Here is a 17,710-nt window from a genome sequence, read left to right as displayed (position 1 = left end):
TCATAAGAAAACGAACAAACCACGTCCGTTTTTCTGAAAGCAATTTGTTCGTTTCTATCCTAGTTAAGTTTCTATCTTAAAAGAAATCATCAAATAGACTTAATTGGTTATCTTCTGGCATATTGCCGAGGATTCCCATTTCGTCCATTTTTTCAACTAATGTGGCTGAAACGCCACCACGTTTGCGGAGTTCCATTTTTGAGAGGAATTCTCCTTCTGTACGTGCTTTAACAATTTGCTTAGCAACGTTTTCACCAAGACCGTCCATCGCTACGAACGGTGGAATAAGCGTATCACCGTCGATGATAAACTCGATTGCATCACTACGGTAAAGGTCAAGTTGACCAAATTTATAACCACGTTCGAGCATTTCATTGACAATTTCAAGTGTGGTGTATAAATCAATTTCAACATTTGAAGCTTCGTTATTCTTACGCTTATTAGAAATATCAGCCATGCGTTCTTTCACCGCATCAAGCCCAGCACTCATTGTCTTAATGTCAAAGGCCTTAGCACGGATTGAGAAATAAGCACAGTAGTAGTAAATCGGATAATGTACTTTAAAGTAAGCTACACGAAGCGCCATTAAAACATAGGCTGCCGCATGGGCTTTGGGGAACATGTACTTGATTTTACCACAGGATTCAATGTACCAGTCGGGCACATTATTTTCTCGCATAGCTTCAATGTATCCATTACGTTCTTCGTCAGAGATTTTAAGCCACATTCCCTTACGCACACGTTCCATAATAGTAAAGGCCATTTTTGGCTCCAAACCTGCGTGCATGAGGTAAACCATGATGTCGTCACGACAACCGATAACGGTTTTCAGCGTAGCAATTCCTTCTTTAATCAAGTCTTGAGCATTTCCTAGCCAAACGTCGGTACCATGAGAAAGCCCTGATAACTGGAGCAATTCGGCAAATGTTGTTGGGTGAGTTTCTTCAACCATACCACGAACAAAGTTTGTCCCAAATTCTGGAATACCAAGCATTCCTGTCGGCGTTCCGATTTGTTCAGGGGTGACACCAAGCACTTCTGTGCCTGAGAAAAGCGCCATAACGTCTGGGTCATCAGCTGGAATATCCTTAGGATCGATACCAGATAAATCCTGCAATTTACGAATCATGGTCGGATCATCATGACCGAGAATATCAAGTTTCAAGACGTTTTCATCGATATCGTGGAAGTTAAAGTGAGTGGTTTGCCATTCTGCTGATAAATCGTCCGCTGGGTATTGAACAGGGGTAAAATCATACACATCCATGTAGTTTGGAATAACAACGATACCACCTGGGTGTTGTCCAGTCGTACGTTTAACGCCAGCTGCACCTTGTGCCAAGCGTTCCACTTCTGCTTCTGGATAGAATTTGCCATAATCACGCTCGTAACCTTTAACAAATCCGTAAGCAGTACGGTCTGCCACCGTACCTACGGTTCCAGCACGAAAGGCGTATTGTTCACCAAAAATATCACGAACGTCCAAGTGAGCTGACGGTTGGTCATCACCAGAGAAGTTCAAATCGATATCGGGAACCTTGTCGCCATCAAAACCAAGGAAGGTTTCAAACGGAATATCGTGTCCATCTTTCTTGTAACGTGTGCCACATTCTGGGCAATCCTTGTCAGGCAAATCATAACCAGAACCGACAGAACCATCGGTGATGAATTCTGAATGCTGACAATTTGGACAGACATAATGTGGTGGCATTGGGTTAACTTCGGTAATCCCAATCATGGTTGCCACAAAACTTGACCCAACCGAACCACGCGAACCAACCAAGTAACCACGGTCGTTGGAACGAATTACCAACATCTGCGAAGCCAAGTAAATCACGGCAAATCCATTACCCAAAATTGACGTTAATTCTTTTTCAATACGTAAATCGATGATATCAGGAAGTGGATTACCATAGATTTCAAAGGCTCTTTGATAGGTCATTTCAGCGACACGTTCTTCTGATTTTTCAAGGAAAGGTGTGTACAAGTCTTTCTTAACAACCTCGACTTCCTCGAAACGGTCAGCAAAATCATTGGTATTCTTAACAACAATTTGATACGCGACATCTTCGCCAAGAAAGGCAAATTCATCTAACATTTCATTGGTTGTACGGAAATGCGCTTTTGGTAACGGAGCAGGTTGGGCATTTTCACCACGACCAATCGGACGGTTAATCGGTGCCCCTTGCCCTAAACTACGGACAATGATTTCACGGTAAATCTCATCTTCGGGCTCGATATAATGGACATTCCCAGTCGCCAAAACAGGCTTGTTCAGACGACGTCCAACCTCAAGCAAATCTCGGATGACTTGTCGAATACCTTCTTCATCTTTGATTGTTCCTTGCGCCAATAGCGGAGCGTAAAGCGCTGGTGGCATAACTTCGATGAAATCATAATATTTTGCTACTTTAACCGCAGCATCTACCCCTGAAGATAAGACCGCATCAAAAACTTCGCCCTCTGAGCAGGCTGTTCCTAGCAAAAGCCCTTCACGGTGAGCGTCAAGAACCGTTCTTGGAATGCGAGCTACACCTTCAAAATATTTGACATTAGAAAGGCTGACGAGTTTGAAAATATTTTTCAAACCTGTTTGGTTTTGAACATAAATCGTCGCGTGTTTGACACGTGCTTTCTTGTAAGAATCCTCAGCAACTAATTTCGTATTCAAATCCATCATGTTAGCTAAACTGTGGTTTTCACGTGCTTCTTTCAGGAAAATAAAGAGCAAGCGCCCCGTTGCTTCCGCATCATAGTTCGCCATATGATGGTGTTCTAGCGAAACTTGGAAACGTTTGGTCAATGGTCCCAAACCATGACGTTTGTATTCTGGATAGAGATTTCGAGCAAATTCCAAGGTATCAATGACAGGTTGTGTAATAATTGGCATGCCATGACGTTCATAATTGGCATTCATAAAGCCAACGTCAAAGGTTGCATTGTGGGCAACTAGCACAGTATCCTGACAAAAATTTTGGAACATTTGAAGGACTTCTTCAATCGGTTTAGCATTGCGAACATGATTATCCGTAATACCAGTCAATTCCGTTGTAAAAGCTGATAAATGATGACCTGGGTTGATGAACTCATCAAACTGCTCAACAATATTTCCCTTGTACATTTTTGAAGCCGCAATCTGAATCAAGTCATTATTAACCGCAGAAAGCCCAGTCGTTTCCACGTCAAATACGACGTAGGTAGCTTCGTTTAACTCAATATCTTGAGGATTGTAGGCAATCGGCACTTTGTCCTCAACGATATTAGCCTCTAAACCAAAAATCGCCTTAATACCATTTTTACGTGCTCTGTGATAACCGTGTGGAAAACTTTGCACATTTCCGTGGTCAGTAATAGCAACAGCCTTGTGCCCCCACTTCGCCGCTGTATCAATTAATTCTTCAACCGTTGGCAAAGCATCCATGGTTGACATATTCGTATGGGCATGGAATTCCACACGTTTTTGACCTTCTGGCATTAAATCCTTGCGGTCATGATGAACAATCTCTTTGACATCTTGTACATTCATGGTCAATGCATGGGTGAAATTATTATTTTCAACATTCCCACGAACTCGAAGCCATGCCCCTTTGGCGATCATATCGTATTTTTTCAACTCATCATCATCTTTTGCCCATTTCTGCATGGCAAAACTTGATGTGTAGTCAGTCATTTTAAAATTAATAATGTGACGTCCTGTACGAGTTGTTTTCTTCTCAACGTCAAAAACCATCCCCTCAAAAACAATTTGGTTTTCTTCTGTTGTGACTTCAACCATTGGTGTGATTTCGGCATTTTCAAAACCTGCACGGCGCTGTTTGGCACGTTCTTTAAAATCAAATTTAATTTTTGGTGTTTCTTCATCTGGAGGCATAGAAGCTTCCAAAGATTTAACCGCCTCACGATTTTCTTGCACCGCTTTTTCCACCATAGCTTCGCGATTTGACGTAAAATCTTCTCGTAAAGCTTGCGTCATCGCTTCATCAGAAACCATGTCTATGGTAAGCTTGCCAAAACCAAACGCTTCAAACTGACGCGCTAGATTAGGTAGATGATTTTTGCGAAAATGGTCATTATTAACAAATGCTGGTGCTTCAATCAATAATTTGGTACCATCATAAGAAACCTTCAATTTGCTAAAAGAAGCCTTGAAACTGGTGCTATCACACGGAGCATGCTCAAAAGCCTCTTCATAGTAGGTTTGCAATAAAGGTTGTGAAAAATCGACAGTTTCTGCCTGAATATCAAAAGTCACTCTGATATCCGCTTGTTTAAAAGTGTTCACCAATCGATAAGACAATTCACGATAGATTTCAATTGGCAAAATTTCCGCAAATGAAAAATGGAACTCCCAGAGGCGAGATACAGAATGTACCTTAACTTCACGAATATCTGCAGATGAAAAAGCAGAAGATTGTCGCATGTCAAGCGGCATATCGATTTGCTCCATCAATTTTTTAAATAATTCTGACATAATGCGTAAACTACCTCAATTCCAAAAACTAAATTTATCTACTAAGGCAAAATACACCTCTTGGTTACCCTATTTTGCCTTCTTTTCTAGTTACGTTATCTCTTAATTTTACCACAAATGAAATCTTTTTTCGACACAAAAGAAAAAGGTCAGAACTGACTGCCTGACCTTGTTATCATTAATTTTCTTTTGTCAAAATTTCAAGAGTTTCGATAAGGTTTTCTGCGTTAACTTCGATAGTATCGCCAGTTGCTTTAATTTTCACTTCAACGATACCGTCAGCAGCTTTCTTACCTACTGTGACACGAATCGGGAGACCGATAAGGTCGCTGTCTGAGAATTTAGAGCCGACACGTTCGTTACGGTCGTCAACCAAGACTTCGTAACCTTTAGCAACCAATTCAGCTTCAACTTTCGCTGTCAAAGCTTGTGCTTCTTCATCTTTCACATTGACAGTGATGACGTGTACATCAAACGGTGCCAATTCTTTAGGGAAGTTGATACCCCATGCAAAGCGGTAAGCGCCTTTTGGTGTTTTAGAAACAAAGAGACGGGCATGTTGTTCAATAACAGCTGACAAGATACGGCTAACACCGATACCATAGCATCCCATAATAATTGGAATAGCACGTCCATTTTGGTCAAGGATTGTTGCTCCCATGCTTTCTGAATAGCGAGTACCGAGTTTGAAGATGTGTCCAATTTCGATACCACGAGCAAATTTAAGAACACCTTTACCGTCTGGTGAGATTTCACCTTCTTTAACTTCACGAATATCAACGTATTCCGCTTCAAAATCACGTCCTGGGTTAACACCTGTCAAGTGATAGCCGTTTTCGTTTGCGCCAACAACTGCATTGGCAACATCTTGCACTTTGCGGTCAGCAACGATGCGGACATTTTCAGGAAGGTTAACTGGTCCAAGTGAACCAAAGTTAGCACCAAAGACTTCAACAGCTTCTTCTTCGCTTGCAGGTTCAAGGAAATCAGCTCCAAGATAGTTTTTCAATTTAACATCATTGACTTGGTCATTTCCGACAAGAAGAGCAACTACTGGTTCATTATCAGCAACGAAGAAAAGTGTTTTGATTGTTTGTTCTTCGTCAACTTTCAAGAATGCAGCAACATCATCAATTGATTTGCAATCTGGTGTTTCCACACGTTTGACATCTTCTTGAGCGACAACTTTTGTTGTTGGTTTATATTCATTGCTTGCCATTTCAAGGTTAGCAGCGTAGCTTGATTCTGTTGAGTAAGCAATGGTATCTTCACCTGAAACCAACCATGATGCCAATTCTTTTTTGATATCTTCTAAAACATCAGCTGGAATTTCATCAATTGAAGCGATTGATTTATCAAGAACCAACCAACGGTCAAGGTCTGTACGGTCTGGAGTGATAGCCATAAACTCTTGAGAATCTTTACCACCCATGGCACCACCGTCACCAATGATACCTTTGAAATCAAGACCAGCACGTGTAAAGATAGCTTCATATGCTTTACGGTAATCTTCGTAAGTTGTGTCCAATCCTTCGTAGTCAGCGTGGAAACTATAACCATCTTTCATGATAAATTCACGTGTACGAAGAAGTCCATTACGAGGACGTTTTTCATCGCGATATTTAGATTGGATTTGATAAAGGTTCAATGGCAATTGTTTGTATGATTTTACCGCATCACGGACAAGACTTGTGAATGTTTCTTCGTGTGTTGGACCAAGAATGAAGTCTGATTTATCACGGTTTTTAAGTTTATAAAGGTCTTCACCATAAGTTTCGTAACGACCTGATTCACGCCAAAGATCAGCATTCAAAAGTGCTGGGGCAAGCATTTCAACCGCACCAATTTTTTCAAATTCTTCACGCATGATTGCTTTGAATTTTTCAATCGTACGGTTAGCAAGTGGCAAGTAAGCGTAAATACCTGCTGAGACTTGGCGAACGTAACCAGCACGTACCATAAGGGCATGACTGATAACTTGGGCATCGCTTGGCATTTCGCGAAGCGTAGGGATAAGCATTTGTGATTGTTTCATAACAAAATATAACGGTCAAATCATGAAAATAAGTAAGCTCTTCAATCAAACAAGTAGCTCACTTATCTTCTTTTTATAAAAGGCCGTATAAATTCCTTTCTAAAAAATAGGTTTTATTTATAAATTATTGTACTACATCATTTAGGCGTAACCAGATATATCTAAAAGAAAACTCGCATAATATCGTTCCAAGTGACAGCAATCATCAAAACAAGCATGATAACAACGCCAACTAGGGTGATATAAGTTTCGGTTTCTTGTTTAAGCGGTTTACGACGAACAATTTCGATAAGGTTCATCAAAATTTTTCCGCCATCCAAAGCTGGAATCGGAATCAAATTCACAATTCCTAAGTTCATTGACAATAGCGCCAATAAGTAAAGAACTGAAGTCAATCCATTTGAAGCAGCTTGACTTGAAGCTTGGTACATAGCAACAGGACCACCTAATTTATCCAAACTAAAGTTTGAAATCAAGCCTTTCAAAGCTGTCAGAATAGCGGTCGCGCTTTGCCAAGCCATTTGGAAGCCACCAGTGACCTTGTCCCAGAAACCTGTTTTCAATTCTGGCGAAACACCGATATAATAACTACCATTATTTTCTTTCGGTGTTATATCAAGCGTTTCAGTCTTTCCTGAGCTGGTTTCAACGGTTACGGAAATCGTATCACCACTTGAAATATTTTCAGTTGCTTTTGTGACAGCCTCCGTCAAATCAGACCAATTAGAGATGTCATAATTTTCGATGGATAAGACACGGTCACCACTTTCAACACCAGCTGCCTGCATGGCACCACCGTCAGTTACTTGAATAACATTCGTTGACGTATCTTGAACACCACCTTGCATGAAAACAAGAAGGATAAAGACAATTGTTCCCAAAATAAAGTTATTCAACGGACCAGCAAAGTTTGTGATTAAACGTCCCCAAACTGTTGCATTTTGATATTGTACATCTAGCGGTGCAATACGGATTTCTGTACCATCTTCCTCGACAATAGTCGCATCATGGTCAACAGAATAGGTTTTCGTTTCATCAAGCACTAGACCTGTGATTTCCAACTTATCCTCTAAATCATAAGCTGTGACATTCATCGGAAGAGCGGTGTTGTCCAACTGCTTTTGTGATAAATTAATACGTGTCACTAAACCGTCTTGATTTAGTGTCAAACTGGCAGGCGTTCCAGTCTTGATTTCCGTCGTATCATCACCCCAACCAGCCATGCGTACATAGCCACCCAGAGGTAGGATACGAATTGTATAAGCGGTACCCTCTTTATCAATATGCGAAAAGATTTTCGGGCCCATTCCGATAGAAAATTCTCGTACTAAGATGCCAGACTTTTTAGCAAAGTAAAGGTGCCCAAATTCATGGACAATAACTAAAATTCCAAAAACGATAATAAAGGTTAAAATTCCGAGCATTTTACTCCTTTCCATACCAGTAAATTTGATATTATCCTAATAATCATTCACTAGCCATTAAGCGACAAGAGTGACTTGTCAGCGTTAACTCACAATCAAATTAGAAAAGACCAAGGAGATGCATCATTGGAAAGACAAAAATCATTGAATCAAAGCGGTCCAAAATACCACCATGACCAGGGATTAATTTGCCTGAATCTTTCACGCCAAAGTGACGTTTGATAGCACTCTCAACCAAATCACCGAATTGACCAAAAACACTAAACAACACAACATAAATAAGCATTGCAAAAAGATTATGCGGTGTATAGACTGCCTTATCAACAAGCATGAAAATCAAAGCAACAATAACAGCACAGACAATTCCTCCAAGGCTACCTTCAATTGTTTTATTCGGAGAAACTTTCGGTAACAATTTACGACGTCCAAAACGACGTCCAATCATGTAAGCACCGATGTCAGTCGCCCAAACGATAAACAAAGCAAATAAAACTTTATCTAAACCGCTGATACGAGCATTAACAAGGTTTTGAAAACCGATGCCGACGTAAAGACTAGCCGCAATCGGATAAGAAACATCGTCAAATGAATAATCATCACTGTTTAAAACAGTTCCAGCCAAGAGTAGAAAAACTAGCAAGCCATAAACTGAAAAACTTGAGTCCAGCGGTAGCGATGTAAAATAATTATCCAAAGGCACAGTAAGAACAAAAGCTCCCAACATCGCTAAAACACCTTCAATTGAGAAAAATTCTAGACGTTTCATGCGCAACATTTCTGCCACACCAATCATCGCTAAAAGACCAGCAAAAACTTGGAAAGATAAGCCTCCTGACAACAGAAACGGCAGTAAAATTAGTAAGGCAATCGCCCCCCAAATCACACGTTGTTTCATGACATTTCCTTTCTATATTCCACCAAAACGACGATGACGTCGATTGTATTCAGCAATTGCCTTAATCAGCTCATCTTTTTTGAAATCAGGCCATAAAACTGGTGTGAAATAGAATTCACTATAAGCTGACTGCCAAGGCAGAAAATTACTTAGGCGAAGCTCACCGCTTGTTCGAATAATCAAATCAGGGTCACGGTATAAATACGGTAAGTGGTTTGTCATCAAGTGGTTTGAAATCACATCTTCTGTAATGTCATCAGGATTGATTTTAGCTTCAAGCACTTCTTGGGCAATGTTTTTTACTGCTTCTGTGATTTCTGAACGTCCACCATAATTAAGCGCAAAATTCAAAATCAAACCAGAATTGTGCTTTGTTTTCTCGCAAGCACGTTTCATCGCATCAAAAGTATCTTTTGGCAGGCGGTCTGTTTCACCAATAACTTGAACTTTGACATTATTTGCGTCCAATTCAGGGACATATTTATCAAAGAATTCGACTGGTAAATTCATAATGAATTTAACTTCATCTTCGGGACGAGACCAATTTTCAGTTGAAAAGGCATAGACCGTCAAAACTTTAACACCAAGTTCAGAAGCCGCAATAGTGACGTCTTGCAGAGCATCCATTCCTGCTTTGTGTCCCATGACACGTGGTTGCATACGCTTCTTCGCCCAGCGACCATTTCCATCCATGATGATTCCGATGTGTTTTGGAATCTTTTCAAGGCTTATCGCCTTTTCTTTTTTTCTAAATTTAAACATAACATTTCCTTAAAAGCATACTCGCTATAATATTTTATCATAAATCAGCAATTTTTTCTCCACTTATTACACGCTTTTAAGCAGATTATGCTAGAAAATTCTCCAAATATTGCATTTAAAAAGCCAGACGTTTTTCACATCTGACTTCATGTATTAATCTTTACTTTCAATAGCAGCATCTGTGCTTACTTCCTCAGCAGCTTCTTCAACAACTGCTTCTGTTTCTGTTACTTCTTCGATAACAGTTGTTTCAGGTTCAACAGTTTCTGGTTCTGCACGGTTAATAACACGTTTCAAAGCGCTCAATTCAAATGTCAAGTAAACACCATCAATGTCTAAAACCATTTTTTGGTTATCTTCATCTACTTCGTCAATGACTCCGTAAAGACCACCGATAGTTACAATTTCATCACCTTTAGCTAGTGCTTTAAGCTGATTTTGACGTTCTTGAGCTTGTTTCTTTTGTGAACGTTGCATGAACCAAATCATACCAACCAACACAACCAACATAATAATTGTTCCCATATGTTTCCTCCAAATTTATAATGTCAAAATTTACTATACCAAATTTAAGTTATCAACGCAAGAATTGACCGTTAAATATAGTAATAAAGCAGGGGTTCAACGTGTGAACTATGTCAATGTTTTCACATAAAACACTTGAGTCTGTTCTTTGAATCCTAATTTTTCATATAGATGCTTAGCTGCAATGTTGGCTGACTCAACTGCAATCTGAAAGGCTTTCTCATTTTCAGCAATCAATTGATTCACCAACCTTTTCATAAAATAAGTGCCAATTCCTTGACCGCGACAATCCTCAACCACCGCAAAACCGTAAAAATAGTTATAATCCGTGCTAAAATCAACTGTACAAGAGGACAAAACTGTATCTCCTCTCATGACAGTATACAGCTTGCCATTCTCATCTTCCAAAGCCCCTTTGGCATAATGAAGCGCTTGTTCTTTCGATTCTTTAAAAGCCTTCATTTGGAAATCAGCAATAACTTCAATATGTGCTGTACTAGCCTCAAGAACGGTTAAATCCGTGCGTTCTTCTAAAGGATATGGTTCTCGCTCACGTATCAACCAATATTCAAAAATCAGGTTCTAACACCATGCCCAAATGCCTGATTAAGTAAGGATTTTTGTCTAAAAAAACACTTCTCAGTCATGATGATTGGTCTTAGTTGATAATCACGTCTAATCTCATCAAATTCACGCCAGAGCGCCTTTGCATACCCCTTTCGACGATGATTTGGGTGAACCAAAATAGCAAGCTCGGCTTCTTGGCAATCAGCATAAACGGTTAATAAAACCACTAATTTTCCCTCATCATAACCCAAGAAAAACGCTGGCATATCCGCATCAAAATTAAGCTGATTAGACAAATACGGTGTGCGATGTGTCTGGTCAAACGCTTGAACAACCTTGATAAGTACATTAGCTGCCAACAATTCCTCATCTGTTAAAACATTAGTCCTAATAATTTCCATAATATCTCCTTTTATAATCAAGAACAGGACACCAAGTTGAACTTGGTGTCCTATTATATTTATCTGTCATTATAGCCATTTGGGTGGCTTGAGTGCCATGCCCATGCTGAGGCAATGATTTTTTCAATGTCGTCAAATTGTGGTTTCCAACCAAGGACTTCACGCGCTTTGTCAGATGACGCGATAAGAGTATCTGGGTCACCAGGGCGACGGTCAGCCAGTTCAGCTGGAATTTCTTTGCCAGTCACTTTACGAGCTGCTTCGAGAATTTGAAGATTTGAAAATCCTGTTGAAGAACCAAGATTGAATGCCGTTGACGGATTACCTTCACGAAGGTATTTAACCGCAAGTAAATGCGCATCTGCTAGGTCAAATGGGTGAACATAATCACGGACATTTGTGCCATCTGGCGTGTTGTAATCATTACCAAAAATCATGATTTTTTCACGTACACCTTGTGCCACTTGCAAAATAATTGGTAACAAGTGTGTTTCTGGACCGTGGTCTTCACCGATTGAACCGTCTGGTTTTGCACCAGCAACATTAAAATAGCGAAGCGGTACAAATTTAATACCGTAAGCTTGGTCAGACCATTTCATGATTGTTTCCATCATGAGTTTACTTTCGCCATACGGATTGATTGGGCGTTGTGGTGTTGTTTCTTTGATTGGAATTTCATCTGGAATGCCATAAGTTGCTGCTGTTGATGAGAAAACAATGTGCTTCACGCCAAATTCATTCATCACTTCAAGCAATTTGACCATGCCTGCTGTATTGTTATCAAAGTATTTTAAAGGTTTTTCCATTGATTCAGCAACCAATGAATAAGCCGCAAAGTGAATGACAGCATCAATATCTGGATTTTCTGTAAAGACTTTACGCATAAAGTCTTGGTCAGCAAGGTCGCCTTGATAAAATATCGCATCAGGGTGAACCGCAGCACGGTGCCCTGTCACCAAACTATCAACCACGACGACTTCTTCGTCACCTTTTTCAACCAAACGGTCAACCATGTGAGAACCGATATAACCAGCCCCACCAAGCACTAAAATTGACATGTATTTCTCCTATTCTAACCCCACGCTATCTACAAAACGCATAAAGGCAGCTTGACCTTTTTCATCACGTTTGTAAACACCTGCGTCTTCTAAAACACGAACAAAAACTTTTCCGACTTCCTCTTGTACAATATTATACACTGATTTAGCCGTAATATCCGTACGTTTTTTAATATTATCTGCCCAATCTTTGTGATAGTCAGCGATTTCATTATACTGGTTCAAAAGATATTTTTCAACTTCTGACAGTTCATCTTTCAGACGCGGAGGTAAAATAGCTAAGCCCATAACCTCAATCAGACCGATATTTTCTTTTTTGATGTGTTGCACATCAGCGTGCGGATGATAAACACCGTCAGGAAATTCAGCAGTCGTGTGATTGTCACGAAGGACAATGTCCAATTCAAACAAGCCACGACGTTTACGAGCAATCGGGGTCACGGTGTGGTGCGGTGTGTCTCCTGTATAGGCGACAACATCAACGCTATCATCAGAATAATCACGCCAAGCCAAGCGAATGATTTCAGCTAGTTCAACCAAACGATTTTTATCAGCGCTACGCAAACGAATAACAGACATTGGCCAGTCGACAATACCAGCTGTCACATCAGAAAAGCCTTTGAAATGAAACTCACGGTCTAGCTCTGCTATTTCCATAGGAAAGACATGATGCCCACCTTGATAGTGATTGTGTGTCAAAATTGACCCACCAACAATTGGTAAATCAGAATTTGACCCTGCAAAATACCCTGGAAAAATATCAACAATGTCCAATAATTGCGCAAAAGTATCCTTGCTAATAACCATTGGCACATGCTCAGTATTTAAAATAATGCAGTGTTCATTGAAGTAAGCATAAGGTGAATACTGGAAGCCCCATTTTTCATCACCTAACTTCATACGGATAATGCGGTGGTTAGCACGGGCAGGGTGGTTAATCCTACCTTGGTAACCTTCATTTTCCATGCAAAGTTGGCATTTTGGATATGAGGAAGCTTTGACCAGTTTAGCTTGTGCAATAGCTTTGGGGTCTTTTTCAGGTTTTGATAAATTGATTGTGATTTGAATATCGCCATATTGTGATGGTGTTGTAAAGGCAATATTTTTTGCGATTGCAGCAACTTTAATGTAATCGTTGCGTTTGCTGAGGGCGTAAAAATCTGCGATAGCTTGTTGAGGAGATTTTGCATAAGTATCCCAGAATTCACGGTTCACCTGACTTGGAACAGGTGTGATAAAATTCATTAACTCAGCACCCAAACAATCTTTTTCGGTCACCAATTCACCAACCTTGCCATTTTGCACAGCTAGGTCAACCAGTTCATCTTTGAGGGCAATAAGTTCTGTTTGCTTCGTTTCTTGCTGTGAGCCTTCTTCGCCAACAAGGGCAAGGACACGATTACACAAGTAAAACATATCATCTTCTGTGTAGTCGCTAACTGCAATAACTTTAGCAACAAAAGTATCTAAAAGTTTCATTTTTCTTCTCTAATCTTACTTATTTTCGAGACAAGACACGTGAGCCACCTGCAATTTCGGCAATGTAGAAAGCTGGCGCATAGCCAATGGTTTCTGTATAAGCCTTGCCGACATTTTGGGTGAATTCATCAACTTTATCTTTAGCGACAATGGCAATACCGCAACCACCAAAGCCCGCTCCTGTCATACGAGCTCCAAGGACACCTTCTTGTTTCCAAGCGGTATGAGCAAGGGTATCAAGCTCAATACCAGTCACTTCGTAATCATGCTCAAGTGACACATGTGAGGCATTGACCAAACGACCAAATTTTTCAAGTTCACCTGCAATCAAAGCTTCTTTGGCTTGAAGAGTGCGTTGATTTTCCCAAACAGCGTGACGAGCACGTTTGAGACGATTAGCATCTTTAATGAGGTAACTGTATTCATCAAAAGCTTGCAAATCAAGTTCACCAAGTGTCTTGATATCAAGCACTTGATTCAATTCTTCAACGGCTTTTTCACATTCGGCACGACGTTCATTGTATTTTGAATCAGCCAATTCACGGCGTTTGTTAGTATTCATGATAACAATGACATTGTCACCTAAATCAAGCGGCACAAGGTCGTATTCTAATGTGTTGGTATCAAGGTAAATAGCTTGTTTGTCAGCTCCCATACCAATAGCAAATTGGTCCATGATTCCTGAATTAACGCCGATAAATTCATTTTCCGTTTGTTTACCAATTTTTACTAAGTCAAGACGGTCTAAGTTGAGGTCAAATAATTCTTCAGCAACAATTCCGACCAAGAGCTCTAACGAAGCTGATGATGACAAGCCTGAACCGTTTGGAATATTCCCATTGACGTAAAGGTCAAAACCAGTATTAATCGTATACCCAGCTTCTTGCAAGAATTTGATAACTCCTTTTGGATAATTCGTCCAGCTGTCTTTTGTATCAAAGACAAGATTAGCAAGGTCAACCTCGATAATGCCTAAATCAGCAAAGTTTGCTGAATAAAAACGAAGTGTTTGGTCATCACGTTTGCGAGCTGCACCGTATGTTCCAAGGGTGATAGCCGCTGGGAAAACATGACCACCATTGTAGTCTGTATGTTCACCAATCAAATTGATACGTCCTGGTGAGAAAAAGGTTGCGTCTGCTTCATTGCCAAATACGGCTGTGAAGGCTTCTTTTAATTCTGTAACTTTCATGAGGGTCTCCTTTTTTTACTTCTTCTATGATTACGGTTTCATTGTACACCTAATGATGTTCCAAGTCAATAAATTTTACTAAAGTTTTACTTAAAATTTTCTTTATATTAATTTTTGTGCTATAATAAAGATAAGAAAGAAGGGATGACTTATGGCTACATTAAAAGACATTGCAAAGTTGGCAAAGGTTTCATCAGCAACCGTTTCTCGGGTGCTTAATCAAGACGCTACCCTTTCTGTTAGCGAGGAAACACGGCATCGCATTTTAACCGTTGCTGAAGAGTTGGGGTACGAAAAGCACAAACGCAGCACAAATATCTTACAAGAACGGCAAAAAATTGCTATTGTGCAATGGTACAGTGAGCAAGAAGAACTCAATGACCTCTATTATTACAGCATTCGTATCGGACTCGAAAAACGCGCTCAAGAGTTGGGTTATGATATTGTTCGTTACTTTAATAATGATACTTTAACGATTTCTGAAAACATCTGTGGTATTATTGCCATTGGTAAATTTTCTAGCGCACAAATTTCAAAACTCGAAAAATTGTCTCAAAATCTTGTGTTTGTTGACAGCGACACACTCAATGCAGGACACCCTTGCGTGACCACTGATTTTGATAATGCTGTTATCAAGGTGCTTGATTACTTTATGGACCAAGGGTTCACAAAAATCGGGATGATTGCTGGCGAAGAACGCACAACCGACCAACAAGAACTCATTGTTGATCAACGCTTCCGTACTTTCAAAAATTACGTCTATGAAAATAATCTCTACAATCCTAACTACGTATTTGTCGGAGATTTTTCAGCACAAGCAGGATATGAATTAATGAAAAAAGCCATTACCGAACTTGGTAATGACCTCCCTCAAGCTTTCTTTGTTGCCAATGACACCCTTGCAATCGGTGCGCTTCGCGCTCTCCAAGAAGCTAGTATCATTGTTCCAGACCGTGTTAGCCTCATCTCTTTTAACGACACCCCACTAACTAAACAAGTCTTTCCAGCCTTATCAAGCATCACTGTCTATACTGAAGAAATGGGACGGACTGCCGTTGACATCCTTAACCGCCAACTTATCAACCATAACACTATCCCAACAATGACAAGACTTGCAACCACCCTAACATTGCGAGATAGCACGAAATAAAAGACGTTAATAACGAGCTCCAAATTTAAATTTGGAGCTCGTTTTATTTCATATTTTTACCCAACTTTAACGCAAAAGGCATCCCATGGTTGAAGTTGATGATTTTCAAAATCAGCAAGTTCTGCGGTATTGCTGATAATAGTTGCTTGGTAGCTAAGGTCGCATTCAAATGGTTGCACTTGGTTCGATAGGTTAGCCACAACAAGATAAGTAGCGTCCGCAGTTTTTCTGAGATAGGCAAAGACCTTATCTGCTGTCTCTAAAAGTTCAAAATCCGCATCAATCAACCACTCATTTTCCTTGCGAAGCTTGATGAGTTTTTGATAAGTATAGAAAATAGATTCTGGATTGTCTAAAGCAGCTTGGACATTGATGTCCTGATAGTTTGGATTAACTGGCAACCAAGTCTTATCAGCTGTTGAAAATCCTGCATTCTTGCTACTATCCCATTGCATTGGCGTTCTAGCATTATCGCGTCCAATCATGCGAATACTGTCTAGCACTTCTTCTGACGTCTTACCATTTTCAAGCGCTTCTTTGGCAAAATTGAGTGACTCAATGTCATCAATTTCTCCTAAATCCTTGAAAGGATAGTTAGTCATGCCGATTTCTTCTCCTTGGTAGATGTAAGGCGTACCACGCATTAGGTGCAAGCAAATCGCTAGCGCTTTGGCTGATTTTTCACGATAAGTGTCTGTGTCTCCCCAAATTGATAAAACACGTGGCAAATCATGATTGTCCCAAAAAAGCGAATTCCACCCCTGACCAAGCTCAAGCTCTGTCTGCCACTTGTTGAAAATGGCTTTGAGTGCGGGAACATTTAATTCTTTTTCGTATTCCCATTTTGAAGCATTTGGCTTGTGTTGCAGACCGATATGTTCAAATTGAAAAACCATTGATAATTCTTTTTCATCTGGGGATGAGTACTGCTTAGCAATTTCTGGTGTTGCGCCCCAAGTTTCGCCAACCGTTAACAAATCCTTTCCAGCCAAGGTTTCTTGATGCATTTCTTTGAGATAATCATGCAATTTTGGTCCATTATTAGAAATTAATTGGTCTGGCATTTTCCCAATCATGTCAATCACGTCCATACGAAAGCCAGAAATACCTTTGTCAATCCAGCGATTCATCATGTCGTAAACAGACTTGCGTAATGCGAAATTTTCCCAATTCAAATCTGGCTGTTTCTTGCTGAAAAAGTGCAAATAATATTGCCCAGTTTTGCCATCATATGCCCAGGCAGAGCCACCAAAAATAGAATCAAGCTCATTTGGTTCATCACGCCAAATGTAAAAATCACGGTATGGGCTGGCAGGATTTTCACGCGCTTCAACAAACCAAGCGTGTTCATCTGATGTGTGATTAACCACCAAATCCATGATAATGCGAATACCACGCGCTTTTGCCTGCGCTAGCAATTCTTCCATGTCAGACATATCTCCAAAAATATCCGCAATCGCCTCATAATTTGAAATATCATAACCATTATCATCCATTGGAGACTGATAAACGGGAGAAAGCCAAATCGCTGTAATACCAAGCTTTTGTAAGTAGTCAAGTTTACTGATAATCCCTTGCAAATCACCAATCCCATCACCATTTGAATCCTTAAATGATTTTGGGTAAATTTGATAAATGGTTGCTTTATGCCACCAATGTTTTTCCATAGTACACCTCTATTTTGATTTATTTGTCTTTATTTTAACGCTTTCTTGTTATTTGCGCAAGCGTTTGCGTTATAAAAATAAAAA

Annotated in this window: 11 protein-coding genes and 1 pseudogene; 1 reads left to right on the top strand and 11 read right to left on the bottom strand. The window is 40.0% G+C overall.

Going from position 1 to position 17,710, the window contains the following annotated elements; genetic code table 11:
- Nucleotides 1-76: 76 nt before the first annotated feature.
- The 10 genes and pseudogenes from CCC20_RS07045 to CCC20_RS07000 all read right to left on the bottom strand — a co-directional run bounded on the left by CCC20_RS07045 (nucleotide 77) and on the right by CCC20_RS07000 (nucleotide 14,809).
- On the bottom strand, nucleotides 77-4,471 hold the full coding sequence (locus CCC20_RS07045) for a PolC-type DNA polymerase III (RefSeq protein WP_285394908.1): 4,395 nt from the start codon (nucleotides 4,469-4,471) through the stop codon (nucleotides 77-79).
- Between the two features lie 178 nt (nucleotides 4,472-4,649).
- A complete protein-coding gene (locus CCC20_RS07040) occupies nucleotides 4,650-6,506 on the bottom strand; it encodes a proline--tRNA ligase (RefSeq protein ID WP_003063137.1) in 1,857 nt (618 codons plus the stop codon).
- A 161-nt stretch (nucleotides 6,507-6,667) separates the two neighbouring features.
- Nucleotides 6,668-7,930 (bottom strand): RIP metalloprotease RseP, encoded by a 1,263-nt coding sequence (gene rseP / locus CCC20_RS07035; RefSeq protein ID WP_009853340.1) that lies wholly within the window; start codon nucleotides 7,928-7,930, stop codon nucleotides 6,668-6,670.
- A 100-nt stretch (nucleotides 7,931-8,030) separates the two neighbouring features.
- Nucleotides 8,031-8,825, bottom strand: a complete 795-nt coding sequence (locus tag CCC20_RS07030; RefSeq protein ID WP_003063131.1) for a phosphatidate cytidylyltransferase — start codon at nucleotides 8,823-8,825, stop codon at nucleotides 8,031-8,033.
- Between the two features lie 12 nt (nucleotides 8,826-8,837).
- Complete coding sequence (uppS, locus tag CCC20_RS07025; protein WP_003063129.1) at nucleotides 8,838-9,587, bottom strand: undecaprenyl pyrophosphate synthase; 750 nt, start codon at nucleotides 9,585-9,587, stop codon at nucleotides 8,838-8,840.
- Nucleotides 9,588-9,740: 153 nt separating this feature from the next.
- Nucleotides 9,741-10,112, bottom strand: a complete 372-nt coding sequence (yajC, locus tag CCC20_RS07020; protein ID WP_058692687.1) for a preprotein translocase subunit YajC — start codon at nucleotides 10,110-10,112, stop codon at nucleotides 9,741-9,743.
- Nucleotides 10,113-10,220: 108 nt separating this feature from the next.
- Nucleotides 10,221-11,080: pseudogene (locus CCC20_RS07015) on the bottom strand (GNAT family N-acetyltransferase).
- A 59-nt stretch (nucleotides 11,081-11,139) separates the two neighbouring features.
- Nucleotides 11,140-12,138 carry a UDP-glucose 4-epimerase GalE gene (galE, locus tag CCC20_RS07010; RefSeq protein WP_003063121.1) on the bottom strand — a complete coding sequence of 333 codons (999 nt, stop codon included), beginning with the start codon at nucleotides 12,136-12,138 and terminating at the stop codon, nucleotides 11,140-11,142.
- Nucleotides 12,139-12,147: 9 nt separating this feature from the next.
- Nucleotides 12,148-13,617: a UDP-glucose--hexose-1-phosphate uridylyltransferase gene (galT, locus tag CCC20_RS07005; RefSeq protein ID WP_270619688.1), complete on the bottom strand. Its 1,470-nt coding sequence runs from the start codon at nucleotides 13,615-13,617 to the stop codon at nucleotides 12,148-12,150.
- Between the two features lie 19 nt (nucleotides 13,618-13,636).
- Entirely contained in the window at nucleotides 13,637-14,809 is a 1,173-nt protein-coding gene (locus CCC20_RS07000) for a galactokinase (protein WP_117575443.1), read from the bottom strand.
- Between the two features lie 151 nt (nucleotides 14,810-14,960).
- On the opposite strand from CCC20_RS07000, the gene CCC20_RS06995 reads away from it, so the two are divergent.
- The gene (locus tag CCC20_RS06995; protein ID WP_058692685.1) at nucleotides 14,961-15,959 is read left to right on the top strand and encodes a LacI family DNA-binding transcriptional regulator; all 999 of its coding nucleotides are present in this window, start codon (nucleotides 14,961-14,963) and stop codon (nucleotides 15,957-15,959) included.
- 56 nt (nucleotides 15,960-16,015) lie between these two features.
- On the opposite strand, the gene dexB is transcribed toward CCC20_RS06995, so the two are convergent.
- Nucleotides 16,016-17,626 (bottom strand): glucan 1,6-alpha-glucosidase DexB, encoded by a 1,611-nt coding sequence (dexB, locus tag CCC20_RS06990; RefSeq protein ID WP_058692684.1) that lies wholly within the window; start codon nucleotides 17,624-17,626, stop codon nucleotides 16,016-16,018.
- Between the last annotated feature and the right edge of the window lie 84 nt (nucleotides 17,627-17,710).

The organism is Streptococcus sp. LMAG:39, from assembly GCF_008680485.1.
GTDB lineage: Bacteria > Bacillota > Bacilli > Lactobacillales > Streptococcaceae > Streptococcus > Streptococcus pasteurianus.
This window is presented reverse-complemented; position numbering and strand designations above follow the sequence as displayed.